This window comes from Vreelandella stevensii S18214, from assembly GCF_000275725.1.
Classification (GTDB): domain Bacteria; phylum Pseudomonadota; class Gammaproteobacteria; order Pseudomonadales; family Halomonadaceae; genus Vreelandella; species Vreelandella stevensii.
In genome coordinates this window covers 121,023-144,621 of record NZ_AJTS01000040.1, presented here as the reverse complement: position 1 = coordinate 144,621, position 23,599 = coordinate 121,023, and the positions used below count along the sequence as shown (strand labels likewise).

Here is a 23,599-nt window from a genome sequence, read left to right as displayed (position 1 = left end):
GGATGCAGGGAGAAAGCGTGTTCAGGGCAGGGCGTAGCAGCGGTTCGCGCTGCCGGCTTTCACCACCTGGCCGGGCGTGTCGTGGCCGATCAGCGCTGGCAAGGTGGCGGAAATATCCAGTAACGCGGGCAGGTGGACGCCGGTGGCGACGCCCATCTGCTCGAACATGTGCACCAGGTCTTCGGTGCAGACATTACCCGTGGCGCCAGGGGCAAACGGGCAGCCGCCCAGGCCACCCAGCGAGGCATCGAACCGCAGGATGCCCGCTTGCCACGCCGCCAGGGCGTTGGCCAGCCCCATGCCTCGGGTGTTGTGGAAATGCAGCGTGAACGGCACGCCGGGAAAACGCTCCAGCACCTGGCGGCATAGCGCGCCGACCTGGGCGGGGTTGGCCACGCCGGTGGTATCGCACAGCGTGATGCCTTCCACGCCTAGCGCCAGCTGCTGCTCGATCAGGCTGAGCACGCGGGCTTCGGGCACCTTGCCTTCGAAGGGGCAGCCAAAGGTGGTGGAGAGCGAGGCGTTGATGAACACGCCGCTCCCCTGTGCCAGCTGGATGATCGAGGCGAACTGTTCGAGTGACGCCTCTGGCGTCATGCGCAGGTTGGCGCGGCCATGGGCGTCACTGGCCGACATCACCAGGTTGATTTCATCCACGCCGCAGGCCAGCGCCCGCTCGGCTCCCTTGACGTTGGGCACCAGCACGGTGACCTCCACGCCGTCGCGGCGCTGAATGGCATTCACCACGTCGGCGGCATCGCGCAGGTGGGGAATGGCCTTGGGCGAGACGAAGGAGGTGGCCTCGATGCGCGCAATGCCGGTGGCAGTGAGAGCGTCGATCAGCGCGACTTTCTGTTCGGTGGGGATAAAGCGCTCTTCGCTCTGAAAGCCATCGCGGGGGGCCACTTCGTTGATTTGTAGGGTGGTCATGGCGGTCTCCGGTTAGATAATGCCCGCTTGGCGCAGCTTGTCGCGGGTGGCGGCATCGATGCCCAGCTCTTCCAGTACGTCATCGGTGTGGGCGCCCAGCGTCGGCCCGCCTTGCCCCAGCCTGCCGGGGGTGGCGCTCAGCTTGGGCAGCACGCCCGGCACCTTGAGTGGGCGGCCATCGGCGCGGGTGACGCTCTGGATCATCTCCCGGGCAAGGTAGTGGGGGTCGTTGGCGATATCGGCGGCGGTATAGGGGAAGCCTGCCGGTACGCGGGCGTCGTCTAGGGCGCTGAGAATATCGTCGCGGCGGCGGGTCTGGGTCCAGGCTTCGATGGCTGCGTCGATCTCGCTGGCGTGCTGGCTGCGGCCATCGTTGTGGGCCATGGCGGGGTGGTTGGCGAGATCCTCACGGCCAATCACACCCATCAAGCGCTTGAAGATGCTGTCGCCATTACCGGCAATCAGCACGTATTCGCCTTCGCAGGTGCGGTAGGCGTTGGATGGCGTAATGCCGGGCAGCGCGCTGCCGCTGGGCTCCCGCACCTGGCCGGTGGCATCGAACTCCGGCAGCAGGCTCTCCATCATGGCAAACACGGATTCGTACAGGGCCACATCGATCTCTTGCCCCAGGCCGCTGCGCTGACGCTCCTGCAGGGCCAACAGAGTGCCGATCACCGCGTAGAGCGCCGAAAGCGAGTCGCCGATGCTGACCCCCACCCGCACCGAAGGCTCGCCGGGGTGGCCGGTCAAGTAGCGCAGCCCGCCCATGGCTTCGCCAATCACCCCAAAGCCTGGCTTGTTGCGGTAGGGGCCGGTCTGGCCAAAGCCGGAAACTCGCACCATGATCAAGCCCGGGTTCTGGGCGGCCAGCGTGTCGTAGCCCAGCCCCCAGCTTTCCAGCGTGCCGGGGCGAAAATTCTCGACGATCACATCGGCTTCGGCGGCCAGGCGGCGCACCACCTCCTGGCCCTGTTCGCTGCGCAGGTCCAGCGTCACTGAACGCTTGGTACGGCTCTGGACGTGCCACCACAGCGAGGTGCCCTCTTCGAGAATACGCCATTTGCGAAGGGGGTCGCCGGTGCCGGGAGGCTCGATCTTGATCACGTCCGCCCCGAACTCCCCCAGCAGCTTGGTGGCAAACGGACCGGCGATGAGCTGTCCAAGCTCTACGACTTTAAGTCCATCGAGAGGAAGCTGGCGCGTTGTCATAATGAAGGCTCCTGGTAACGCTTGAGCGAGCAAGCGAGTCTGGATGCAGACTCGACTGTTGTTGTCCATCAAGCATCTGCGAGCCTGCCGAGCATCACAATTAGGCAATCAGGAAACGGGCGTTCGTCACTGGCGAACCCTGACGTGGGCGCGCGGTACTTTTTCCAACGATGTTTTCGACCACGTTTCCAACCACTGATCGGGTAATACCATGCTGCGATTCGATTTTGTCACGCTCAGACTGTTCGTCGCGATTGCCGACGAAGGGCGCCTGACCGCTGCGGCGGAGCGTGAGCACCTGGCGCTGGCGGCGGTCAGCAAACGGGTCAGCGACCTGGAGACGTTGGTGGGCACCGAGCTTCTGTATCGTCGGCCACGCGGCGTTGAGCTGACCCCCGCAGGCAGGGCCTTCCTGCACCACGCCCGGCGTATTCTGGAAGATGTGGCCCGGCTGCAGGCCGAGCTGAGCGAGTACGGAGAAGGCGTGCGGGGCCACGTGCGCATTCATTCCAATACCTCGGCGATCATTGCTTTTCTGCCCCAGGACCTCAGCGCCTTTGCCCGGGAATACCCGCAAATCAAGATCGACCTGCAGGAGCGCACCAGCAGTGAAGCGATTGCGGCGGTGCGCGACGGCGTGGCCGATATCGGCATCTTTGCCAGCCACGTGGCCGCCGATGAGCTGGAGGTGCGCCCCTATCGGCGGGACCAGCTGGTGCTGGTCACCCCGCAGGACCACCCGCTGGCCAGGCACGACAAGCTCTATTTGCACCAGGCGGCGGAGTACGATTTCGTGGGGCTGCAACAGGATGCCTCGCTGCAATCGCTGCTCCATGAACAGGCCAGCCAGGCTGGTAGAAACCTGCGCATGCGCATACAGGTACGCAGCTTCGATGCCATCTGCCGCATGATTCACTACGGCCTGGGCGTGGGGGTGCTGCCCCAGCGCACGCTCTATCGAGACCTGCAAGACCTCAAGCTACGCATGATTCCACTGGCCGACGAATGGGCTACCCGGGAGCTGGTGATTGGCATGCGCCATTACGCTGGCCTTTCGGTGGTGGCGCGTCATCTGGTCGACCATCTGCTATCCCCTCAGGAGACACCCCATGACCACTGATTTCGTTGATGACATCAAGGCGCTCACCTTCGATGTGTTTGGCACCGTGGTGGACTGGCGCGGCAGCGTCATCCGCGAAGGCGAACAGCTCAGCGCGGCCAAGGGCCTGGCCATCGACTGGCCGGCGTTTGCCGACCGCTGGCGGGCAGGCTATGCCCCGGCCATGAACCGCGTACGCCAGGGGGAGCTGCCCTGGACCAAGCTGGATGCGCTGCACCGCATGACGCTGGATACCCTGCTGGAAGAGTTCGGAGTGGCCGACCAGCTGAGCGAGGCCGTCAAGCAGCACCTGAACCGCGTATGGCATCGCCTCACGCCCTGGCCGGACAGCGTCGCAGGGCTGCAGGCGTTAAAGCAGCGCTTCACCCTGGCCACGCTCTCCAACGGCAACGTGTCGCTGCTGGTGAACATGGCCCGCCACGCGGGGCTCCCTTGGGACTGCGTGCTCTCCTCCGAGCTTGCTGGGCACTACAAGCGCGACCCCGAGGTGTACCACATGGCGGCCAATCTCCTCGACCTGAAACCCTCGCAGATTCTGATGGTGGCCGCCCACCAGGATGACCTGCAGGCCGCCCACCGGGAAGGCATGCGCACGGCGTTCGTGAAGCGCCCGCTGGAGTTTGGCCCCACGGCCACGCCGGACTTGAGCATCGACCCCTGCTTCGATCTGGTGGCCGAGGACTTCCTCGACCTGGCACGGCAGCTGACATGAAGCTCGACCCCACGTCACTCAGGCTGTTTGTCAAGGTCGCGGAGCTGGGTACCATCAGCGGGGCGGCCGACGCCTCGTTCATGGCCACGTCGGCGGTCAGCAAGCGGCTCAGCGAGTTGGAGGGGTACTTCAATACGCCGCTGCTCAAGCGCAACAATCGCGGGATCGAGCTGACGCCTGCAGGCAGTGCGCTGCTGAACTTGTCGCGCGGCGTGCTGCACAACCTCGAAGACCTCGACCTGCAGATGCGTGACTACGCCAGCGGCCACCGGGGCCTGGTACGGGTCTTCGCCAACATGTCGGCCATTACCCAATACCTGCCCCACGAAATGCGCGCCTTTTTCGAACAGCACCCGGACATTGGCGTTCAGCTCGAAGAGAAGGTCAGCCCCATCATCACCCGGGAAGTGATGAACAATAACGCCGACATTGGCGTCTGCGCGCAGCTGATCCACGGCTACGAGCTGATGGAGTTTCCCTACCATGTGGATGATCTGGTGCTGGTGGTGCCGCAGCAGCATCCGCTGGCTCTGCGGGAGAGCGTTCAGTTCCGTGAATGCCTGGACTGCCCCCATGTGGGCCTGCATACCGCCAGTGCCATCAACCTGGAAATCATGCGGGCGGCCAGCATGGCCAACAAGACGCTGCGGATTCGTATTCAGGTCACCAGCTACGATGCCCTTTGCCTGATGGTGCAGGCGGGGCTGGGAGTGGGCGTGCTGCCCCGAGGGGCCATTCGCCAGTACGTGGACGGTCTCAACGTCAAGGTGCTGTCGATTCAGGATGGCTGGGCGCGGCGCAAGCTGCGTATTTACGTGAAGGATATGGAGCGGCTTTCCATGGCAGCCCGCGTGCTGGTGGAGCACCTGATTCAGTCGGCCAGCACCGCCTCTGCCCCGCCTGAGTCATGACACCATGGTTCTGCTTTCGCGTTTGGAGAAGGCAGGTTCATCAATCACCAATATACAGCCTGTCGCTTTGGCGTTATCACTTTAAGCACCACTAAGCGATCCCCTTGCTTAACTGGTTATCGGGAGAGGCCCAGAGCCTTTCGCAGCACATAACAGCACAACATGCTTCCCGACGCTTCGAGGATATAACAATGACGACGCTAACCTTACGCCACTTGCTTCCCGCTTCCCTGCTTGCCGTAGGCGCACTGACTGCCGCCATTGCCCAGGCCAATACCTCGCTCAACATTGGCGCGGTGCCCACGGGAACCGGCTGGTTCTTCGGCATCTCCGAAGGCGCTCGGGTGATCAGCGCCAACACGGACTACGAAATCACCGTGCGTGAAACAGGCGGTACCCGCGAGAACGCCATCCGCCTGACCCGTGGCGAGCTTGACCTGGCCTTCACCGAGGCGCTGGTAGGCTACGAAATGTACAACGGCACCGGCCGCTTCGAAGACACGCCCAACCCCGATGCCCGCCTGATCTACTGGATTGCCCCCTCCACCATGCACTGGGCCGTGCGCGAAGACTCCGGCATCGAGAGTTTCGAAGGGCTCAACGGGGCGCGCTTCAACCCTAGCAGCATCGGCGGCGGCGGCGAGTACATCACCGAGCTGGTGTTCGATATCCTGAACATAAAACCCGACTTCCAGCGCATGCGCATCGATGATGCCGCCGAAGGGGTGATCGACGGACGCCTGGTCGGCTTCAGCTACAACGGCGTGCCGCCCATTCCCGCCTTCACCGAGGTGCACTCCTCTCGCACGCTGCGCCTGCTGTCGCTGACGGACGAACAGGTCGAGGCGGTCACCGAAGAACTGCCTTTCCTGGCCAGCACCGTGATCCCTGCCGACACCTATCGCGGCATGCCCGATACCACGTCGCTGGGCATCTACATGGGCGTGGCCGCTAACGCCAGCCTGAGTGAAGACTCGGTCTATGACATCACCAAGGCTTACTGGGAGAACCACGAGCAGGTGGCCAACTCCTTCCAGCCTGCCCAAGGGGTGACGCCGCAGGTCGTGATCGACAACGCGACCTTCCCGTTGCATGCCGGTGCCCTGCGCTACTACCGGGACGACCTGGGGCTCGATATCCCCGAGGAAATCATCCCTCCTGAAGCGCAGTAATCCTCTACTTCTGCGGGCTTATCGCCCGCAGAAGCTTCTGATGCCCTTATCCTGACGCGCCGCCATCCTATCGTGCTGCGGTGCGGGAGCTATCCCAATGGACACCCCTGCAAACCCCAACGTCGTTGAGAAATATTCGGAGGACTCGGGCAAGCGTCAGCTGTCCGGCTTCTGGTTCATGGTCACGCGCCTGGCGGCGGTCTCCATGGCGCTGTTTCATCTCTATACGGCCCTCACCGGCCCCATGAACACCCAGAATGCGATCCACTTGCTGTTCGCGCTGCCGCTGATTTTTCTGGCTTACAGCTGCCGTAGCCGCGACGCCAACCGCATTCCCTGGTACGACCTGGTGCCGATCATCCTCGGCGCGGTCGTCAGCATCTATTACGTGATCCACTTTGACCGAATCATCTATCAACTGGGCTATTTGATGCCCACCCAGCTGGATATCCTTTTTGGTGTCTCGGCCATTCTGCTGCTGCTGGAAGCCTGCCGCCGAGCCATCGGCCTTGCTTTCCCCATCCTTGTACTCATCGCGCTCTCCTATGCCGCCTTCGGCCAGCACCTGCCGGGCGTTTGGGGGCATGGCGGCTTCCGCTGGGATGACCTGGTAGCGACCTTCTACCTGAGCCCTACCGGCGTCTACGGCAGCCTGATGCGCACCTCGTCCACGGTGATCGTCGTGTTCATCATGTTCGGCGCCCTGTTGGTGACCACCGGCGGCGGCGACAGCTTCATGCGCCTGGCCAATGCCGCCACCGGTCGCCTCTCGGGCGGCCCCGCCAAGGCCGCCACCCTGTGTAGCGCCATGTTCGGCAGTATCAGCGGCAGTACCGCTGCCAACGTGGCCACCACCGGGGTGTTCACCATCCCGATGATGAAGAAGAACGGCTACAGCCCGCGCTTTGCGGCGGCCACCGAGGCAGCTGCCTCTACCGGTGGTCAGATACTGCCGCCCATCATGGGGGCCGCCGCCTTCGTCATGGCCGACGTCATTTCGACCAGCTACCTCGCTATCATCAGCGCCGCCCTCATGCCCGCGCTGCTCTTCTATCTCGCGATCTGGATGAGTGTGCACTTCGAGGCCAAGCGCCTGGGTCTGTCGCCGATTCCCAAATCCCAGCGCCCCAGCCTGCGCGAGGGTCTGTTCAACATCGAGACCCTGTTGATTCCCCTGATCGTGCTGATCACCCTGCTGGTGATGCGCTATACCCCCACCACGGCAGCGGTGGCCGCCTACTTCACCGCCATGGCGCTTTATCTGTTCTCCTGGCGCAGCCCGGGAACCTTCGTGGAGCGCCTCAAGTCGCTGCCCGCAGCGCTGGAAGCGGGCGCCATGACCGCTGCCATGATCGCGGTCATCATCGGCAGCGTGGCCATCATCGCTTCGGTGATCAGCCTGACCGGCCTGGGTCTGAAGGTCTCCTCGGTCATTCTGGTGGTCAGCGGTGGTGATGTGCTGGTGACGCTGGTGCTGGCCATGGTGGTGGCGATCATCCTCGGTATGGGGCTGCCCACCGTGGCGGCTTACATGCTGGCCGCCTCGGTGGTCGCAGGGGCCTTCATCGAAGCCGGTCTGCCGAGCCTCTCGGCGCATCTCTTCATTCTCTATTTCGCGATTCTCTCCGGGGTCACGCCACCGGTGGCGCTGGCCGCCTATATCGGCGGTGCCATCGCAGGTTCCCACTGGTTCCGCACCGCGCTGACCGCCACCAAGATCTCGCTGGGCGGCTTCCTGATTCCCTACATGTTCATCTACCACCCGCCGCTGCTCGGCAACGGCACGGCGCTGGAGATTGCCCTGGCGGTGGGCTCCGGGGTGATCGGCATCACGGCGCTGGCGGCCTCCACTATCGGCTACTTCCTGCGCCCCTGTTCCTGGCTGGAACGTGGGCTGCTGTTCGCGGCAGCGTTGATGCTGATCAGCGGCCAACTGATCACCGACGTGGCGGGTATTGGCGTCATCGGCGGGTTGTTCGCCTGGCAGTACCTTAAAAATCAGCACTCAGAGGTTGCCCTGACGCCCCCCACCCACAAGGAGCCCGCCAAATGAGTGATCGACAGGACACACTGGACCCGAACGGCCTGGCCACCCGCCGCGAGGTGTTGGCCGCCTGGCGAGAGGAGCAGAACGGCCGCTGAGGCCGTGTTTCGACGACCCGGCCGCCACCGGGCGAACGACAACAATAACTGAGTATGGAGAACTGCCATGACGCTATTCCCAAAACGTCTGCTCACCCCGTTGGCCACCGCGGTGCTGACCGCCGGTGTCGCCTCGGGTGTGGCTACCCAGGCCGTGGCCAACGAGGCCCTCGGCATCGGCGTGGCACCGGCGGCTTCTGGCTGGTACTTCGGCTTTTCGGAACTCTCGCGGCTGGTGAGCGGCGATTCACCGCTGGAAGTCTCGGTGCGCGAAACCGGTGGTTCCAGGGAGAACGCCATCCGCCTGGGCCGTGGCGAGATTGACCTGGGATTGATTGACGCCCCGGGCGCCTACGAGGCCTACAACGGTGAGGGCCGCTACGAGAACGACGCCATCGAGCAGATGCGCGTCGTGCTGTGGGTGGCACCTTCCACCATGCACTGGGCCGTGCGCCAGGACAGTGGCATCGAGACCTTCGAGGGCCTGGAGGGCGCGCGCTTCAACCCCAGCAGCATTGGTGGGGGCGGCGAGTACATCACCGAGCTGGTGTTCGATGCGCTGGGAATCTCGCCTGACTTCCAGCGCATGAGCATGTCGGACGCCGCCGATGCCGTGGTGGATGGGCGCATCGTCGGCTTCAGCTACAACGGCATTCCGCCTATCCCGGCGTTCACCGAAGTGCACTCCGCCCGCCCGCTGCGGGTGCTCTCGATGACTGAGGATCAGGTGTCCACCGTCACCGAGGCGCTGCCTTTCCTGGCCGCCACCGAAATTCCTGAAGGCACCTACCGAGACATGACCGCCGCCACCACGCTCGGCACCTACATCGGCATCGCCGCCACCCATGAGCTCTCTGAAGAGGCGGGCTACGCATTCACCCGTGCCTACTGGGAGAACATCGAACGGCTGGGCGAAACGTTTGCCCCCGCCCGGGGGATGACGCCGGAGATCTCGGTGGAGAACACCACCACGCCGCTGCACGCCGGTTCGCTGCGCTACTACCGCGAGATCGGTATCGAGGTGCCCAGCGACCTCGTGCCGCCGGAGGCGGAATAAACCCAGCAACCATGTGCCTGTGGAGTCATGGTATGTCGGCAGCGTGACCTCGAATGCCGCCACGAAAATGTCCTTGGGCGGCTTCCTGATTCCGTTTATTGTTGACGAGCGGGCAGGCCCTCAGCGCCCAGGTGGGCAGGGCGCTGACCTTGAGGTATGAGCGTGAGGTATGAACGTAAGGTACGAGCGAGAGGTATCTGCCTGACAGCGTGATGTCAGCCATGCCGTGAAACAGGGCACTTCCCTAAGCAGGCAGCAAGCAAGGAGCCGCTTTGATGAACATTGTCATTCCCGATGATTACCAGGATTGTGTGCGCGACCTGGATGCCTTCGCCAAGCTGGCGGGCCACCAGGTGACGATTTACAACGACACCGTCACCGATGAGGACGCGCTGGTCGAGCGCTTCAAAGACGCCGACGCGCTGGTGCTGATTCGTGAGCGCACGCCGATTACCGCGTCCCTGCTGGCGCGGCTGCCCAGGCTCAAGCTGATCAGCCAAACCGGCGGCGGCGCGGCCCACGTGGATATGGCCGCCTGCCGAGCGCACGGCGTGATGGTGCTGGCAGGCACCGGCTCGCCCTACGCCGCAGCGGAGCTTACCTGGGGGCTGGTGCTCTCGGCCATGCGGCGCATTCCCGACGAGGTGGCCAACCTCAAGGCTGGCCGCTGGCAGCGCACCCTGGGCATGGGCCTGAAAGGGCGCACCCTGGGCGTGTTTGGCTACGGCAAGATTGGCCAACTGGTGGCTCGCTACGGCCAGGCGTTCGAGATGAACGTGCTGGTATGGGGCCGCGAGGGCACCCGCCAGCGGGCCGCCGAGGCGGGGCTGGAAGTCGCCACCTCGCAGGAAGCATTCTTCGAACGCAGCGATGTGCTGAGCCTGCACCTGCGCCTGAACCCGGAAACCCGCGGGATCGTCACCGCCGCCAACCTGGCCAGCATGAAACCGACCGCCGTGCTGGTGAATACCAGCCGCGCCCCGCTGATCGAAGCGGGTGCGCTGGAAGCTGCGCTGAAGTCTGGCCGCCCCGGCATGGCCGCCGTGGACGTGTTCGACGAAGAGCCAGTGATAGAGCATACACTGCTGGCGCTGCCCAACTTCCTGGCCACGCCGCACCTGGGTTATGTGGAGAAAGATAGCTACGAGCTCTACTTTGGCGATGCGTTTGAGAACGTGCTGGCATTTGACGCAGGCACGCCAGGGCGTAATCTGGCAGAAGAGGGCTAAGCCTCTGACGCATACCCCGCGAGCGGTGAAAGGTCACCGCCCGCGAGGTGATAGAGGCCGAGGCGTCGGTTCAGTGGCCCGACCAGCCCAGCAGGATAGGCACGTAAACCACCAGCAGCAGAACGCCAATCAGCCCTAGCAGGTACGGCAGGATGGCTTGCGTAATGCGCTCCAGCGGCAGCTGAGTCACCGACGAGGCCACGTAAAGGTTGATAGCCACGGGGGGAGTAATCATGCCAATCGAGAGCCCCACCACGATGATCAGCCCGAAGTGGATCGGGTCGATGCCCAGCTGCAGCACCAGCGGCAGCAGCACCGGCGTGAGGATGATCAAGGCGCTGGCCGTCTCGATGAACACCCCGGTCAGCAGAATCACCGCCACCACCAGCAGCATGATCACGTAGGGGTTGGTGGAGAGCGACAGCACCGACTGGGCAATCGCACCGGGCACCTGCCAGCTGGAGAGCGTCCAGCTCAGCACCGCCGACATGGCAATCACCAGCATGATCACGGCGGTGGTCATCGCCGAGCGGATCAACAGCTTGTACACCTGGGGCAGGGTCAAGTCCCGGTACACGAACAGCGACACCAGCAGCGCGTAGTTCACCGCCACCACCGCCGCTTCCGACGGCGTAAAAATCCCCGAGAAGATACCCCCCAGAATGATCACCGGCGTCATCAGCCCCCAGCTGGCGGATTTCAACGTGCGCCAAATGGTGGCCAGCGAGAGCGGCGTGCCTTTCGGGTACTGGCGCTTGTACGCCTGGGTGATGGCAATGGCCATCAGCGCCAGGCCCATGGCCACCCCTGGCAAGAAGCCGTTCAGGAACAGCTTGGAGACCGACTGCTGGGCGATCACCGCGTAGATGATCATCGGCACCGAAGGCGGGATGACCACGCCGATGGTGCCGCTGGCGGCGATCAGGCTGGCCGCCTAGGCGGGGTCGTAGCCCTTGCGCTTCAGCTCCGGCACCAGGCTAGACCCCACCGCCGCCGTGGTGGCCGCCCCCGAGCCGGAAATGGCTGCGAAGAACATGCCTGCCATCACCGAGACCACCGAGAGCCCGCCGCGCATGAAGCCCACCAGCGAATCGGCAAAGCTCACCAGACGCTCGCTGACCTTGCCTTGGGCCATCAAATCACCGGCCAGGATAAACATGGGAATGGCCACGAGGGCGAACGAGTTGATGCCCTGGAACATCTGCTGGGTGACCACCATCAGCGGCACCCCCGACTGATGCAGGGCGTAGAGCGTGCTGGCGCCAATGGCAAAGGCAATCGGTATGCCCAGCAGCATGAACAGGAAGAACAGCCCGAACAGCACCAGCGTCATAGCACTTCCTCCTGGGCGGTGATGGGCTGCCCGTGCACCAGCACCTCGATTATGTCTACCAGCGCATACCACGCCATGATGCCCGCCGAGAGCGGGATGACGGCGTAGACGTAGGTCATCGAGAGGCGCAGCGCGGCCGACTTCTGAAAGCTTTGTACCTGCATGTAGCGATGGCCGATGACCACCAGTGTGACCATGAAGGCCAGCACGATGGCCAGCGCGGCCAACCTGGCCAGCTTGCGCAGCGGCAGGGGCAGGGCATCCACCGCAAAGGTGACCGCAATGTGCCGCCCACGCTGGAAAGCCAGCGTGCCCGCTAAAAAGGTGATCCACACCAGCAGAAACCGCGCGACCTCTTCGGTCCAGCCCACGGCGCTGAACAGCACCCGTGAGACGATCTGTAGCGTGATTACGCCAATTAAAGCTGCCATGCCCGCAAACACCACGGGCTGGATGATGGCATCCAGCCCGCGTTCAATGCGTTGCAGCAGCGTCAATAGAGGCTGTGCAAACGACATCACTGTTGCAGCGCCTCCTGAATGCGCGGCAGGTAATCACCGAACTGCTGGCCGTACTTCTCATAAACCGGCGCAACGGCGGCCTGGAAGGCTTCCATATCGGGGGAGTCGTTGATTTCCATGCCTGCTTCGCGCAGGGCGGCCAGCTGTTCGGCTTCCATATCGGCGTTCACCTGACGCTCATGCTCGGCGGCTTCCTGGGCGGCCTGGCGGATGACGTCCTGGGCGGCTTCCGGCAGCTGGTTCCAGGCAGGCATGCCCATCACGAAAATCGCCGGGGCGTAGGTGTGGCGTGACAGGGTCATGTAGTTCTGGGTTTCATCCAGCTTGAACGAGTGAATCACGTTCACCGGGTTTTCCTGGCCGTCGATGGTGCCCTGCTGCATGGCGGTCAGCGCTTCGGTCCAGGCCATCGGGATGGCGTTGGCCCCCAGCTCGCGGAAGGTATCGGTGTACACCGGGTTTTCCATCACGCGAATGCGCAGGCCATCCAGGTCTTCCGGCGAGTTCACGGCGCGCTCGCTGTTGGTCAGGTTGCGGAAGCCGCGCTCGGCGTAGGCCAGGCCTTTCAGGTTCACGTCGGCCAGCTTGTCCAGCAGCTCCTGGCCAATGGGGCCATCCAGCACGCCATAGGCGGCTTCGGGAGTGGGGAACAGGAAGGGCAGTTCGAAGACCGCCATCTCTTCCACGAAGTTGGCCACCGGCCCGTTGGTGATCACGCCCATGTCCACGGTGCCGATCTGCATGCCTTCCAGCAGCGTGCGCTCATCGCCCAGCGAGGCGTTGGGGAAGATCTCGATGTTCACCTTGCCTTCGGTGCGCTCTTCCACCAGCTCTTCGAACTTGGTGGCGGCAATATGGAAGCCATCCTGCTCGTTCACCACGTGAGCCAGGCGAAGGGTGACGGGGTTCATGTCGGCAAATTCGTTGGCGTTCGCGGCGCTGACCAGCGCCAGTGAGATGCCCAGTGCCAGCGTACTACGTGCAAATGTTTTCATTTATTATGTTCCCAAACGGATCAGGGTAGGTGCGAGGTGCAAAAGTGCCCCCAGAGCATGCACCACCGCAGGGAAAACGGTCAATCATCTACGCGCCGAAAACCGCCAAGCGGCTGGACACCACGCCCCCACACGGGTACGATACGCACCCAAAGCGCCCGTAGCTCAGTTGGATAGAGTGTCGGCCTCCGAAGCCGAAGGTCGCAGGTTCAATTCCTGCCGGGCGCGCCAGATATATCAAGGGCTTACGTTAATGCGTAAGCCCTTTTGTTTTGCTTGTGTCAAATCTGTGTCATCCATGTGCCACGCCTGCCAATATTGCCTTCAAGCCCTGCTACTCAGCCGTTGACCTGTGGCTTTTGTCTGACACCGGTGTGTCACACGCATATTAGCGTTCTGCTACCCAGTGTGTCGCTTGTGGGTATAACTATCGATATTCTCACGTCCGCTTAGCACAAGATGCTTAAGTCGGCTGAGTATCGTAAGCTAGTGCTTATAAGCGCCTGGCGTCCCTCGAACAGGCAACGGAGGGTGTCCAGCAGCAAGCTCTTGCCGAACCGGCGAGGACGGGACAGAAAATAGTATTTGTTCTGGTTGGCTAGGCGCTCAATGAACGGGGTTTTATCGACTTAGTAGTAATCGCCTTCGCGGATATCGAAAAGGTCTGAATGCCAATGGGAAGCTTGCGACGATGGGCGGATGACATGCGGGCCTCCAATGACGATACCGTTCACGCTTGGTGTGGGTGGGAAGTTTAGCACGGTCGCGTAGAGGTAGACTTGTAGCGGTAGTTACCCACCACGTGAAGTGTCGAGTAGAATTACGCCCTCACGACAACGATTGCGATGATGAACCGTTCAAACGGGCGTATGTCCCGCCGCACTACTGCTTTTTTATCACCCAATTTTTCTTCTTTTAGAGGTTTCTGTGTCTGACCACTCCCGCGCCAATGATGCCATGGCCCTCTTTATCGCGCTTCATCAGAATGATTGGCAGGGTTTCTTCGACGCCAATTCGTTGCAGCGCGGCAAGCGTTATGCCAATCAGCGTCGCGTGCTGGGTGAGCTGAGTCTGGAGCTTGATGCGGAGTGGCTGACGTTATCAGGCGACGTGGAGGGGAGCGAGCGCGAGCCTTACCACACGGATGTCACCATTGGCATTCTCGGGCGTGATGAGACGCTCATCACCGACTGTAGCTGCCCAGTGGGTGTCAGGTGTAAACACGCCGTGGCGCTTATCCAGACCTTTCTCAACCAGATGGGCAATGGGGCTGAGGTGTTTGCAGAGCGTCAGCCGCACAACGGCGCTTCGGGCAAGACGGACACGCAGCAATCGCTTAAACAGCGCTGGGAAAAGTGGATCAAGGAACTCGACCAGTCGCCGGCATCCGTGGGCGAGGGGCAACGTGTCGAGGCGACATATCGACTTGCGCTGTTTCTGGACAGCCGTGACCAGGTGGGCCCAACGCCTGTCTTATCCGTGCTGCCCGCCTGGTTGCGTCCTGGCAAGCAGAAGAGCCGCGGTAACGGCTGGGTGGCACCTCGTAGTATTGAAGTCAGTCGGTCAGGAGCGCTAGTGCCGGCCCCCGAGGGAGGTTGGCTCCCCGAGCAGGAGGAGGCCATTGATCAGCTGATGCACGGTGAGCACGAAGTGACGTGGTCAAGCACGCAGCGCATGTGGGCACTGGTGTCACATTCTTTTCAGGCCCGGGCCTTATGGGCGTTATTGGAGAGTGAAACACCCCCATTGCTGTTTCATCGCAGGCAGACGGGCACCCGGCTTGAGCGGGGGCCTACCTGCCAATTGTCACCGAGTTGGCAAGCGGATAGTGAAGGCGTACAACGATTACATCCGACCACCGTGCCAGAAGACACCCTCTCCTCCGAGGCGATCATCGCCAGAGTCGGTCGTGGCCTCTGCTATCTCGACCCCGAACGCGGCCAGTTCGGGCGGATGGAGGGTGCGCCTGAGCTCCTCGACAAGCTGTATCGGTCGCCGCCGCTGCCACCGGACATCAGCGAATGGCTGGGCGAACGGCTTCAGCAGGCACCCACACTGGCTGAACGCCTGCCCACACCGACACGGATAGAAGAGCAAACACTCAAGGATGTTACACCCCAACTCAAAGTGACGATGTGTGTCGCGGAAGGGCAGCTTGGGTTTAGCCATGGGGCGCCACTACCCCGCTGGATTCAGGTGGGCGCCGGCGTGGTGAGCTTTGATTATGCAGGCATTGAGGTACCGCCCGAAGAGGGTGACACCGCCAATGGATACCGGGATGGGCAGCGGCTGACGATACAGCGCGATACCCAGGCCGAGCGGACCCTGGTGTATGGCCTGCCCTCGGGCATGGTGACCCTTGAGCACTTGGAGAAGAAGAGCACGGTACCCGCATATCTGGAACTGCCGCCCTGGACGTTGCTATTGCCTCACCACGGTACGCCGCCCACACGGGCGACAGAGTGGCCAACGCACCTCGCCGGTCCTGATGAGTGGTGGGAGATGATAGACACGTTGCGCCAAGCGGGCTGCCTCATCGAATTCAGTGAAGACTTCCCTAAAGAGCCTATCTATCTTGAGCCCGAGGCGTGGTACGGCGAACTGGAGCCGGCCGGTAACGGCTGGTTTGATTTGGCGTTGGATATTGAGGTGGAAGGCGAGCGGGTTAACCTGCTGCCCATTTTGCGCCAACTGCTCAAGCGCGAGGATTTTCCCCTGGAGCCCCGCGAAGAGGAGGCCGATGACGCGAGCTGGACCTTGGAACTGGACGATCATCGCCGTTTGACGCTGCCCTTGTCTCGGCTGCGTGGGCTAATGACGCCGATCTTGGATTGGCTGGGCGATGAGCGCGACCCCGACGCGTCCGTGACATTGCCGCTAACGGCCGCCGAGAAAGTGGCGCCTGTCGCCGAGCACGAGCGCTGGGCAGGGCGTGAAGAAGTGAGCGCTTTGGCCCAGCGATTACGCGAGCTGCCGGCGAGCTTACCCCAACCACCCGGTTTTGTCGGTGAGTTGCGCGACTATCAGTCCCGCGGCCTGGCCTGGCTGCGTTTTCTTTCCGAGCTCGGCACCGGCGGCATCCTGGCCGATGACATGGGACTGGGCAAGACGGTGCAAGTCCTGGCGCATGTGCTTGATGAGCGGGCTCGTGGTTCGCTCAAGGGGCCGACCCTGGTGATTGCCCCCACAAGTTTGGTGGGTAACTGGTGCACCGAAGCCGCGCGCTTCGCGCCGGATCTCCAGGTGGTGGCGTTGCAAGGCGGCAAAGCCCAGCGTGAGCGTCAGTTCGCGGAGGCGCTACCCGATGCCGACCTGGTCATTACCACCTATGCGCTCCTGATCCGCGACCTTGAGCGCTTGGGCGAAACGGCATTCGGCCTGTTAGTGCTTGATGAAGCCCAAGCCATCAAGAACGCGGCCAGCCAGACCGCGCGAGCGGTGCGCGCGCTAAAGGCCAAGCGTGCCGTGGCGATGACCGGCACGCCACTGGAGAATCACCTGGGCGAGCTGTGGGCTCAATTGGATGCTGTGGCGCCAGGCGCGCTGGGTAGCCAGCAATGGTTTGGTCAGCGCTTTCGCACGCCTATCGAGAAGGAGGGAGATGTTGCGCTTCGCGAGCAGCTCTCTCGACGCCTAGCGCCGCTGATGCTGCGCCGGACCAAGCAGCAGGTGCTCGGTGAACTGCCCGATAAGACCGAGACGCGTCGCGAAATCACCCTGAGCGGTGCTCAGCGAGAACTCTACGAGAGCCTACGTCTCGCCCAGCACCAGCGCGTGCAACAAGCCGTTGCCGAACGTGGCCTAGCCGGTTCCGGCATCGTGATGCTGGATGCGCTGCTCAAGCTGCGCCAGGTATGCTGCGACCCGCGGCTGGTCAAACTCGACAGCGCCCAAAAGGTGCGTCGCTCAGCGAAACTTGATCAACTGCGGGAACTGTTGCCGCCCCTGATTGAAGAGGGGCGGCGTATCCTGGTGTTTTCGCAGTTTACCGAGATGTTGGGGCTGATCGGCCAGGCACTGGAGAAAGATGGTATCGCCTATACCACCCTAACGGGCGATACCCCCGGTAAGACGCGAACACAGCGCGTAGCGCGCTTTCAGCAGGGGGAGGTGCCGGTTTTTTTGATTAGCCTCAAGGCCGGCGGCACCGGGCTCAACCTCACCGCGGCGGATACAGTGATTCATTACGACCCTTGGTGGAATCCGGCGGTGGAAGCACAGGCGACAGGCCGTGCCCATCGCATGGGCCAGCAGAACCCGGTGTTTGTCTACAAACTGATGTGTGCCGGTACCGTGGAAGAGCGCATTCACGACTTGCAGTCGCGCAAGGCAGACCTGGCCGCGTCCATCTTGGAAGGCGGTGCCGAACGCCAGAGTGACGGCCCGCTATTCGACGAGGAAGACCTGGCGCTGCTGTTTGCGCCGGTGGCGTAGTTCAGGCATCAAAGCAAAAACAACCTCCATGCCACTGCCCTAAGGCCACGCATCACCCGCCATGGTATTCTGTTGCCAAACGATTAGCAGGGACACGCGATGGCGACTCATCATCATGATACGGGATATAAAGAGCTATTCAGCCACCCCGAGTTCGTGCAGCAACTGATTGAAGGCTTTGCCCCTTCCGACATCGCCGGGCTAATGAACTTCGCGACCCTCAAGAAACACAATGTGTCATTACATTACGCCCTTGTTTGAAGAGAAGATCGAAGACGTGGTGTGGTCGGTGGTGGTGACTTGGCAGGGTATGAAGCAGGACGTATTTCTTTACATTCTGCTGGAGTTTCAGTCATCAGTTGACCGCACCATGCCGATTCGGTTGATGCACTACGTTGCCTGCTTTTACAGCGAGCTGCTTAAGCAGAAAGCCATCGTTCCCAGACAAGGCTTGCCACCGGTGTTTCCAGTGGTTCTGTACAACGGCGCCAAGCCTTGGACGGCACCGCTGAACATATACGACATGATTCGGCCGGAACCGCCGAGTTTCCTGCAGGTCTACCAGCCGCGTCTTCGCTATTACCTGGTCGACGAAGGGCGCTATACTAACGAAGAGTTAGGCCTGCGCCAGACACCGCTTAGTGGTGTTTTTGGCGTGGAAAACGCTGGAGAAAGCTGGGAAGCTCTGCAAAATGCGGTGGATCGTGTGGTGGCAATTATTCAGGCCGACCCCAACAAGGAACGCACCGACCGGATCATCACTCGTTGGCTAAAGCGGCACTTGGGCTGAGTGCCGAGGTCAATCTGGATCGGCTAGACAGCCTGATGGAGGATAAAGCCATGTTGGCAGAGAACTTAGAAAATCTTGTCAAGAAAGAGCGCCTGGAAGGTCGGCAAGAAGGCCTGCAAGAAGGTCGCTTGGCAGAAGCACGTGAAGTTGTGCGTACTCAACTCAATTTCAAGTTTGGTGATGTGCCCGAGTGGGTAGAAGCGCAGCTTAGCCAAGCCGATCATGATCAATTGAAAGGCTGGATGCGTGAAGTTCTGTTCGCCGATAACCTGGGCGATATGTTTAAGCATTAAGCCTGTTGTTAGCTGAAACTCCCGGGTGATTGAGGAAAGGCGGCATACCTTGGTGTTTTCGCAGTTCACCGAGATGCTGGGATTGATTGGGCAGGCGCTGGAGAAGGACGGCATCGCCTACACCACCCTAACGGGCGATACCCCCGGTAAGACGCGAACACAGCGCGTAGTGCGCTTTCAGCAGGTGAGATTCCGGTCTTTCTGATTAGCCTCAAGGCTGGCGGCACCGGACTCAACCTCACGGTGGCTGATACCGTGATTCATTACGACCCTTGGTGGAATCCGGCGGTGGAAGCACAGGCGACAGGCCGTGCCCATCGCATGGGCCAACAGAATCCCGTGTTTGTCTACAAGCTGATGTGTGTCGGTACCGTAGAAGAGCGCATTCACGACTTGCAGTCGCGCAAGGCAGCCCTGGCCGCTTCCATCTTGGAAGGCGGTGCCGAACGCCAGAGTAACGGCCCGCTATTCGACGAGGAAGACCTGGCACTGCTGTTTGCGCCGGTGGCGTAACTTAAGTGAATGGATGAGGCCGGAGATATTATGTGTCAGTGGCAAGCGTTTCCACCTCAAACGCTACGATTTGGCGCTCAATGCTGGAAAACTCCACGCCAATGAGATGAATGGGCATGCCACTGGCACGGTGTTTGTCGGCATAGCCTTTGGCTTTGATCTGCTCCAGTGCTTTTCCCTCAGGCAGCTGCTCCACGACCTTGAACTCGAAAAGGTAAATATGCCCGCCGAAGTCGACGCTCATATCGACTTTACCCCGGTGGCTGGCGTCTTCCACCGTCACGCCCACCCCCAGTGCCGCGAAGTGGCTGTAGAACACGCTGGCATAATGCCCTTCGTATTTGGCAATGGGGTTGTTGCGATACCAGTCGTGGGGCAGGCCGGCGTAGAGAGCTTTGAGGTGACCTTCCAGCCCTGCTAGATCATGCTCATGCAGTACCTTAAACAGCGCCAGTTGATAGGTTTGCGCGTCGCTGTCTGGGATACCCAGCACGGGCAACAGAAACTCGTTCAGGCTGCTTTCGACTTCCCGGTTAGGAAACCCCAGCGAGTACAGCTGGTAGCCCACCATCGGCTCCTGCATATCCTTGATGGTGATATAGCCGGTCTGAAACAGCAGTGCCTCGGTTGCGATGTCATCGACATCAAAGCGGCCCAACAACTGTGCCTTGGCCTGAAGGGTGCCAAGTTGCGGGGTAAACACACCGCGTGCTTTCAGCAAGTCCACCAAAAACGTGGGCGTGGCGCTCTCAAACCAGTAAGCCCGGCTTATTCATGAGGCCGACCTGAAAACGAAGATGGCGAGTGGTTTTCTCTTGTAGAATCAGGATATTCCTGCCAGAACACGATTCAAGAGGACCACTCGCCATGGGTGAAAGCCTATCCACCTGGACGCCCTCATGCAACGGCTCTGTCCGTGTTGAGCTGAGCGGCCAGCGCACCACCAGCGACAGCGGCGCTCTGCTGTTGCGTGAGGCCCTCGACAACAGCGGCGTGATTGAGGCGCTGGAAGACAATCTGGTCGATCGACGCCACCCGCTGCGCATCCTTCATTCGCTGGCCAGCCAGTTGCGTACCCTGGTGCTGCAGCGTGCGATGGGCTGGATCGATCTCAGCGATACCGACACGCTGCGCCGTGACCCGCTTTGGCAGTTGGCCTGCAGCGATGCACGCGGGACGACGCCATTGGCGCAGGACAGGCCGTCTCAAGCCACGCTGTCGCGGCTGCTGACCTGCCTCGGCCGAGACGACAACATCGATGCCGTGCACGAAGGCCTGCTGCGACTGGTGGTCTGGCGCCTGACCTCGCTGAAGAACGGCGAGCGCCCCAAACAGCTGACGCTGGACATCGATGGCCTGCCGATCGAGGTGCATGGCCATCAGGGCGGGTCGGCCTATCATGGCCTTTACGGGGCCCGCATCTACTCGCCGCTGGTCGCATCGTTGGCGGAGACCGGCGACATGGTGGGCGGCCTGCTGCGCGAGGGCAACGCCGGCCCGGCAGAGAACGCCGACACCTGGATCCCGCATCTGGTACGACGACTCAACGAGAGCACCGGGGCACAGGTTCGTGTGCGCATCGACGCCGGTTTTACCGATAACGCGACGCTGGAGGCCCTGGAGGATCGGGAGATCGAATACCTGGGCCGGTTGCGCAGTCACACCGGTCTACAGAAGCTGGCAGCACCGCTCCTGAAGCGGCCACCCGGCCGGCCACCCGAGCAGCCTCGCGAGTGGTGCCACGATCTGGAGTACCAAGCCGGCTCCTGGTCGGCACCGCGGCGCGTAGTGCTGGTGGTGCAGGAACGCCCCGATGACCTGCTGCTGCATGCCTTCTTCCTGGTCACCAACCTCAGCAAGTTCGACTGGCCGCCAGAGAAGGTCCTGGCACTCTATCGCAAGCGCGGCAGCGCCGAGGCGCACATGGGCGAAGTGAAGTCGGCGCTCGACGTGCACCTCTCGTCGACCGATCGCGGCGCCTCCACCGTTCAGAACGTGATGGCGCGCAACGAGGTGAGCCTGCTGCTCAGCCTCTACGCCTACCAGGTCCTGCATGGCCTGCGCTGCCTCCTGGAGCGGCAAACCCGACAAGGCTGGAGTCTGAGTCGGATGCGCGAGCAGGTGCTCAAGGTCGCCGCCACGCTGAGGCTGCACGCTCGGCGAATCACCGTTCATCTGGGTGCCGCCGCCGACAAGTGGTGGCCGACGCTGCTGAAGGGGCTACCGAAGCTGACCGCACTGAGCTGACGCTCCTGCGAGACCACCACAGCATCAGAAAGCGAGCGACCGGAGCGGCGGTCGGCGATCACGGCTGCTTGGACGGCCACCATTGATTCCAAAGAGCTATAAGTAAGTAGGAAAAGGGCTGCGTTCAGGCATTACTCAACAGCCACTCGCGCTGAAAAGGCGAATCCTGATGAGCAATGCCAACAGCCAGTACCTTCAGACCGCTCAATCAGCGCCCTCGTGAATAAGGCGGGGTAAGGGCTAAATTTACGCTCTTCTAGCAATAGCAGCACATCAAAGGGGTTATAGACCGCTTCAACGTCCTGCCCACCCCAGCGGTAGCCGTTATACCAGCGGCGAATATCTTCACGGTCAAGCCCGGGCAGCTCCGGTGCAAAGACGGTATCGACATCGTGGTCGGTATAGCCGCAGATGGCGGCATAGTCAGATGAAAGCGTGATATCGCGCAGATTGTTCAGCCCCGAAAAGAGGCTGACTTTGCTGAATTTAGAGACACCCGTCAGCAACACAAAATGCAGGTGTGGGTCGGCATCCTTGAGCACGCTATACAAATTTTTCAGCCCCTCGCGAAGTTCGCGAGCCCTGTCAGCGTCGAGGATATTATCCAATATGGGCTTGTCGTACTCATCAATCAGCACCACGACGCGTTGCCCATGGACATGCTGGGCGTGCTCGATCAGGTTGGCGAAATCGTCGGCAATTCGCTCAGGCGGCGGTGTCTCAATTTTCAGGTTTGCTCGCTGCTGTTGCAGCTGATAACGAATGTTGGCGTCCAGGTCCTGGCGGCTGTTAACCACTCCGCTGGAGAAACTGAGGCGTAGTACCGGGTGTTGCTGCTGCCAGTCCCACTTATCGTGAATATAAAGTCCTTCAAACAGGGTTTCATGGCCTTCAAACAGGCAGCGCAACGTATCCAGCAGCAGGCTTTTACCAAACCGTCGCGGGCGGGAGAGGAAATAGTAACCGCCCGTTTCAGCCATGGTGTGAATCAAGGGCGTTTTGTCGACGTAGTAATACTGACCCTTGCGCAGCTTCTCAAAGGACTGAATGCCAATGGGGAGTTTACGGCGTTGAGCAGATGACATTGAGGACTCCCATGATAACCTGTTCGCTTGTGTCGTTGGCGATGAGTTTAGCACGGTGGCAAGTAGGGCAGGTGGTGATTCAACATCGGTTCGTGCCACCCGTGCTGCCGCAGGAGGCGGCAAAAAAGGGGCTCTGAAGAACCGCTAGATCATGCCCTTGGCCGCAGTCGCGGGGGGTTAACCACCAAAATTCATTTGGTTTGCGATCGTCATGGTTGGCCTCTGGCATTCACGCTGTCTCCCGGCCAAGAGGTAGACTCTCGGCACTTTATTTCGACATTAGAGAGCGTTTATCTGCCTGGTAACGTAGGGTGCCCGCGCAAACGTAGTCGCTATATGGTGGCTGATAAAGGCTATGACAGCGATGAGCTGCGTCGTTATTGCGATAGGCACGGGATGAAGCCGGTCATAGCTCAACGCAACATGTATCGAAGAAGGCGGCCAGGTCTACCTAGACGGTTTGATAAGCCTAAATATCGACAACGAAATGCGGTAGAACGCTGTTTTAGCTGGCTAAAGGAGCTACGCCGCATTGCCACACGCTACGATAAGTTAGCAAGCAGCTTTAGGGCGATGGTATGCGTGGCATGCATAGACCGCTGCCTGCGAGCTAACTTTTCGTACAAAGCCTAGTGAAACGCCGTCGTTGATTCCCCGCGTGATGGTGGAATTTGCTTGCAGGTTGGTCGCCATGCGATTACCAATCGCTTGCCCTGCTGCATCATCCTTTGCACTATTAATCCGAAGACCAGAAGAAAGTCGCTCAATACTTGTCGACAGCTTTGCGCCAGTATTATTCAGGTTTTGCTGTGCCTTGAGCGCAGCAAAACTGGTGTTGATCGTCGCCATTGTTCCGCTCTTCTTGTCCACGATAGTGAGATATTGCGACAAATATTAAAATAAATT

21 protein-coding genes, 1 tRNA gene and 2 pseudogenes are annotated in these 23,599 nt (G+C 61.2%); 15 read left to right on the top strand and 9 right to left on the bottom strand.

Translation table 11 applies throughout. The features are described 5' to 3' along the window. Positions 1-21: 21 nt before the first annotated feature. Entirely contained in the window at positions 22-930 is a 909-nt protein-coding gene (locus HSS18214_RS0111025) for a hydroxymethylglutaryl-CoA lyase (RefSeq protein WP_016915352.1), read from the bottom strand. A 12-nt stretch (positions 931-942) separates the two neighbouring features. Then, positions 943-2,139 carry a CaiB/BaiF CoA transferase family protein gene (locus tag HSS18214_RS0111020; RefSeq protein ID WP_016915351.1) on the bottom strand — a complete coding sequence of 399 codons (1,197 nt, stop codon included), beginning with the start codon at positions 2,137-2,139 and terminating at the stop codon, positions 943-945. A gap of 211 nt (positions 2,140-2,350) precedes the next feature. Between HSS18214_RS0111020 and HSS18214_RS0111015 the strand changes: the two genes are divergently transcribed. The 7 genes from HSS18214_RS0111015 (at position 2,351) to HSS18214_RS0110980 (ending at position 10,482) form a co-directional block, all read left to right on the top strand. Continuing rightward, positions 2,351-3,259 (top strand): LysR family transcriptional regulator, encoded by a 909-nt coding sequence (locus tag HSS18214_RS0111015; protein ID WP_016915350.1) that lies wholly within the window; start codon positions 2,351-2,353, stop codon positions 3,257-3,259. Then, positions 3,249-3,971, top strand: a complete 723-nt coding sequence (locus HSS18214_RS0111010) for a haloacid dehalogenase type II (protein ID WP_016915349.1) — start codon at positions 3,249-3,251, stop codon at positions 3,969-3,971. The genes HSS18214_RS0111015 and HSS18214_RS0111010 overlap by 11 nt, the downstream gene beginning before the upstream one ends. Next, on the top strand, positions 3,968-4,882 hold the full coding sequence (locus HSS18214_RS0111005; protein WP_016915348.1) for a LysR family transcriptional regulator: 915 nt from the start codon (positions 3,968-3,970) through the stop codon (positions 4,880-4,882). The genes HSS18214_RS0111010 and HSS18214_RS0111005 overlap by 4 nt, the downstream gene beginning before the upstream one ends. A gap of 191 nt (positions 4,883-5,073) precedes the next feature. Then, positions 5,074-6,054, top strand: a complete 981-nt coding sequence (locus HSS18214_RS0111000; protein WP_016915347.1) for a TAXI family TRAP transporter solute-binding subunit — start codon at positions 5,074-5,076, stop codon at positions 6,052-6,054. A 97-nt stretch (positions 6,055-6,151) separates the two neighbouring features. Further along, a complete protein-coding gene (locus tag HSS18214_RS0110995; RefSeq protein WP_016915346.1) occupies positions 6,152-8,107 on the top strand; it encodes a TRAP transporter permease in 1,956 nt (651 codons plus the stop codon). A gap of 156 nt (positions 8,108-8,263) precedes the next feature. Next, complete coding sequence (locus HSS18214_RS0110985; protein ID WP_016915344.1) at positions 8,264-9,253, top strand: TAXI family TRAP transporter solute-binding subunit; 990 nt, start codon at positions 8,264-8,266, stop codon at positions 9,251-9,253. A 275-nt stretch (positions 9,254-9,528) separates the two neighbouring features. Next, positions 9,529-10,482, top strand: coding sequence for a D-2-hydroxyacid dehydrogenase family protein (locus HSS18214_RS0110980; RefSeq protein ID WP_016915343.1), 954 nt, complete (start codon positions 9,529-9,531; stop codon positions 10,480-10,482). A gap of 70 nt (positions 10,483-10,552) precedes the next feature. Here HSS18214_RS0110980 and HSS18214_RS18165 read toward each other — a convergent pair. The 3 genes and pseudogenes from HSS18214_RS18165 to HSS18214_RS0110965 form a co-directional block, all read right to left on the bottom strand. Next, positions 10,553-11,815 (bottom strand): annotated as a pseudogene (locus tag HSS18214_RS18165) (TRAP transporter large permease). Continuing rightward, positions 11,812-12,333, bottom strand: a complete 522-nt coding sequence (locus HSS18214_RS0110970; protein WP_016915340.1) for a TRAP transporter small permease — start codon at positions 12,331-12,333, stop codon at positions 11,812-11,814. Before HSS18214_RS0110970 ends, HSS18214_RS18165 begins: the two are co-directional and overlap by 4 nt. Beyond that, the gene (locus HSS18214_RS0110965) at positions 12,333-13,331 is read right to left on the bottom strand and encodes a TRAP transporter substrate-binding protein (protein ID WP_016915339.1); all 999 of its coding nucleotides are present in this window, start codon (positions 13,329-13,331) and stop codon (positions 12,333-12,335) included. Before HSS18214_RS0110965 ends, HSS18214_RS0110970 begins: the two co-directional genes overlap by 1 nt. 154 nt (positions 13,332-13,485) lie before the next feature. Here HSS18214_RS0110965 and HSS18214_RS0110960 point away from each other — a divergent pair. Further along, positions 13,486-13,562 (top strand) — tRNA-Arg (locus HSS18214_RS0110960). A 218-nt stretch (positions 13,563-13,780) separates the two neighbouring features. Here HSS18214_RS0110960 and HSS18214_RS19580 read toward each other — a convergent pair. Then, the gene (locus HSS18214_RS19580) at positions 13,781-13,906 is read right to left on the bottom strand and encodes an AAA family ATPase (RefSeq protein WP_232710814.1); all 126 of its coding nucleotides are present in this window, start codon (positions 13,904-13,906) and stop codon (positions 13,781-13,783) included. Positions 13,907-14,258: 352 nt separating this feature from the next. On the opposite strand from HSS18214_RS19580, the gene HSS18214_RS18160 reads away from it, so the two are divergent. The 5 genes from HSS18214_RS18160 (at position 14,259) to HSS18214_RS0110940 (ending at position 19,361) form a co-directional block, all read left to right on the top strand. After that, positions 14,259-17,765 carry a DEAD/DEAH box helicase gene (locus HSS18214_RS18160; RefSeq protein WP_156808512.1) on the top strand — a complete coding sequence of 1,169 codons (3,507 nt, stop codon included), beginning with the start codon at positions 14,259-14,261 and terminating at the stop codon, positions 17,763-17,765. 99 nt (positions 17,766-17,864) lie between these two features. Next, the gene (locus HSS18214_RS19575; RefSeq protein WP_162129523.1) at positions 17,865-18,026 is read left to right on the top strand and encodes a hypothetical protein; all 162 of its coding nucleotides are present in this window, start codon (positions 17,865-17,867) and stop codon (positions 18,024-18,026) included. After that, positions 17,998-18,555 (top strand): Rpn family recombination-promoting nuclease/putative transposase, encoded by a 558-nt coding sequence (locus HSS18214_RS19570; RefSeq protein ID WP_016915337.1) that lies wholly within the window; start codon positions 17,998-18,000, stop codon positions 18,553-18,555. Before HSS18214_RS19575 ends, HSS18214_RS19570 begins: the two co-directional genes overlap by 29 nt. After that, positions 18,531-18,848 carry an RpnC/YadD family protein gene (locus tag HSS18214_RS19565; RefSeq protein WP_232710811.1) on the top strand — a complete coding sequence of 106 codons (318 nt, stop codon included), beginning with the start codon at positions 18,531-18,533 and terminating at the stop codon, positions 18,846-18,848. Before HSS18214_RS19570 ends, HSS18214_RS19565 begins: the two co-directional genes overlap by 25 nt. Positions 18,849-19,037: 189 nt before the next feature. Further along, positions 19,038-19,361: a helicase-related protein gene (locus tag HSS18214_RS0110940; protein WP_083844202.1), complete on the top strand. Its 324-nt coding sequence runs from the start codon at positions 19,038-19,040 to the stop codon at positions 19,359-19,361. Between the two features lie 28 nt (positions 19,362-19,389). Here the strand turns inward: HSS18214_RS0110940 and HSS18214_RS18150 are convergent, their stop codons facing one another. Next, the gene (locus tag HSS18214_RS18150) at positions 19,390-20,082 is read right to left on the bottom strand and encodes a PD-(D/E)XK nuclease domain-containing protein (protein ID WP_237718614.1); all 693 of its coding nucleotides are present in this window, start codon (positions 20,080-20,082) and stop codon (positions 19,390-19,392) included. A 107-nt stretch (positions 20,083-20,189) separates the two neighbouring features. On the opposite strand from HSS18214_RS18150, the gene HSS18214_RS0110930 reads away from it, so the two are divergent. Further along, positions 20,190-21,608, top strand: a complete 1,419-nt coding sequence (locus HSS18214_RS0110930) for an IS1380-like element ISPsp9 family transposase (protein WP_083844143.1) — start codon at positions 20,190-20,192, stop codon at positions 21,606-21,608. A gap of 131 nt (positions 21,609-21,739) precedes the next feature. Here the strand turns inward: HSS18214_RS0110930 and HSS18214_RS18145 are convergent, their stop codons facing one another. Beyond that, positions 21,740-22,693, bottom strand: a complete 954-nt coding sequence (locus tag HSS18214_RS18145; protein WP_016915333.1) for an ATP-binding protein — start codon at positions 22,691-22,693, stop codon at positions 21,740-21,742. Between the two features lie 76 nt (positions 22,694-22,769). Here HSS18214_RS18145 and HSS18214_RS18810 point away from each other — a divergent pair. Continuing rightward, positions 22,770-23,326 (top strand): annotated as a pseudogene (locus tag HSS18214_RS18810) (IS5 family transposase); the annotation flags it as partial. Here the strand turns inward: HSS18214_RS18810 and HSS18214_RS19560 are convergent. Next, positions 23,246-23,542, bottom strand: coding sequence for a flagellin N-terminal helical domain-containing protein (locus HSS18214_RS19560; protein ID WP_083844201.1), 297 nt, complete (start codon positions 23,540-23,542; stop codon positions 23,246-23,248). The pseudogene HSS18214_RS18810 and the gene HSS18214_RS19560 overlap by 81 nt on opposite strands. Between the last annotated feature and the right edge of the window lie 57 nt (positions 23,543-23,599).

Coding starts and splice junctions, on each gene's coding strand:
- HSS18214_RS0111025 (WP_016915352.1), bottom strand. CDS start 930: ATGACCACCCTACAAATCAACGAAGTGGCCCCCCGCGATGGCTTTCAG.
- HSS18214_RS0111020 (WP_016915351.1), bottom strand. CDS start 2,139: ATGACAACGCGCCAGCTTCCTCTCGATGGACTTAAAGTCGTAGAGCTT.
- HSS18214_RS0111015 (WP_016915350.1), top strand. CDS start 2,351: ATGCTGCGATTCGATTTTGTCACGCTCAGACTGTTCGTCGCGATTGCC.
- HSS18214_RS0111010 (WP_016915349.1), top strand. CDS start 3,249: ATGACCACTGATTTCGTTGATGACATCAAGGCGCTCACCTTCGATGTG.
- HSS18214_RS0111005 (WP_016915348.1), top strand. CDS start 3,968: ATGAAGCTCGACCCCACGTCACTCAGGCTGTTTGTCAAGGTCGCGGAG.
- HSS18214_RS0111000 (WP_016915347.1), top strand. CDS start 5,074: ATGACGACGCTAACCTTACGCCACTTGCTTCCCGCTTCCCTGCTTGCC.
- HSS18214_RS0110995 (WP_016915346.1), top strand. CDS start 6,152: ATGGACACCCCTGCAAACCCCAACGTCGTTGAGAAATATTCGGAGGAC.
- HSS18214_RS0110985 (WP_016915344.1), top strand. CDS start 8,264: ATGACGCTATTCCCAAAACGTCTGCTCACCCCGTTGGCCACCGCGGTG.
- HSS18214_RS0110980 (WP_016915343.1), top strand. CDS start 9,529: ATGAACATTGTCATTCCCGATGATTACCAGGATTGTGTGCGCGACCTG.
- HSS18214_RS0110970 (WP_016915340.1), bottom strand. CDS start 12,333: ATGTCGTTTGCACAGCCTCTATTGACGCTGCTGCAACGCATTGAACGC.
- HSS18214_RS0110965 (WP_016915339.1), bottom strand. CDS start 13,331: ATGAAAACATTTGCACGTAGTACGCTGGCACTGGGCATCTCACTGGCG.
- HSS18214_RS19575 (WP_162129523.1), top strand. CDS start 17,865: ATGGCGACTCATCATCATGATACGGGATATAAAGAGCTATTCAGCCAC.
- HSS18214_RS19570 (WP_016915337.1), top strand. CDS start 17,998: ATGTGTCATTACATTACGCCCTTGTTTGAAGAGAAGATCGAAGACGTG.
- HSS18214_RS18145 (WP_016915333.1), bottom strand. CDS start 22,693: ATGTCATCTGCTCAACGCCGTAAACTCCCCATTGGCATTCAGTCCTTT.
- HSS18214_RS19560 (WP_083844201.1), bottom strand. CDS start 23,542: ATGGCGACGATCAACACCAGTTTTGCTGCGCTCAAGGCACAGCAAAAC.